Origin of the sequence: Streptomyces xiaopingdaonensis, from assembly GCF_000262345.1 — a bacterium.
Lineage (GTDB): Bacteria > Actinomycetota > Actinomycetes > Streptomycetales > Streptomycetaceae > Streptomyces > Streptomyces xiaopingdaonensis.
The window spans coordinates 1-589 of record NZ_AJTQ01000385.1 but is presented as its reverse complement, the minus strand read 5'-3'; the positions used below and the strand labels follow the sequence as shown (position 1 = coordinate 589).

The 589-nt window shown below is 65.5% G+C and carries 1 protein-coding gene; it reads right to left on the bottom strand.

What is annotated here, in order from left to right:
• On the bottom strand, nt 1-481 hold a 481-nt coding region (locus tag UWG_RS31350), incomplete at its 3' end, for a hypothetical protein (RefSeq protein WP_237720319.1).
• Between the last annotated feature and the right edge of the window lie 108 nt (nt 482-589).

The window sequence follows — 589 nt, the reverse complement described above, 5'->3', positions numbered from 1 at the left end:
CCGGTGTGTCCGGCCGTTGGACTCCCTGAGCCTCGGCGGGTGCATGCCAGACGCTCGCCTCGTCCGCGACCGGATCGGACACCAGCCGCGCCGGGACGGACTGCTCAGCGACGAACCAACCCCCCGTCTCAGCACCAAGCGGAGGCACACCCGAAACATCGTGGACGAGGAGATTACGCACCGCGGGAGGCAGAGAGACAAGCGTGTCCGGACCCTCATTCTCACGGCGACGGATCGTCGCACCGCTCACCTGCGAGCGGAAATCCTCTCGCTCAGCCAAAAACCGCATCACGGACTCCGCCACCAACTCCGGATCCGGATGCCGGGAGAGCGCATCGTTGAAATTCGTCAAATGCAAGTCGCCCGGACGATTACCGAACAGACCCCGCGCCAGCGACTCCACCATGTCCTGAGCGAACGCCAACGTCTCCGCCCGACTCATCGGCAACGGCTGCCGACCAGTGGACTTCAACCAACTCATGTCACTGCGCACCTCCACGCCCCGGATCCGCGGCAGCGAGATCGCCGACGGCGCCCCATCCCGCTCCAACAACTGCTTCACCGCATCCGGACCCGTGCGCGACATCAC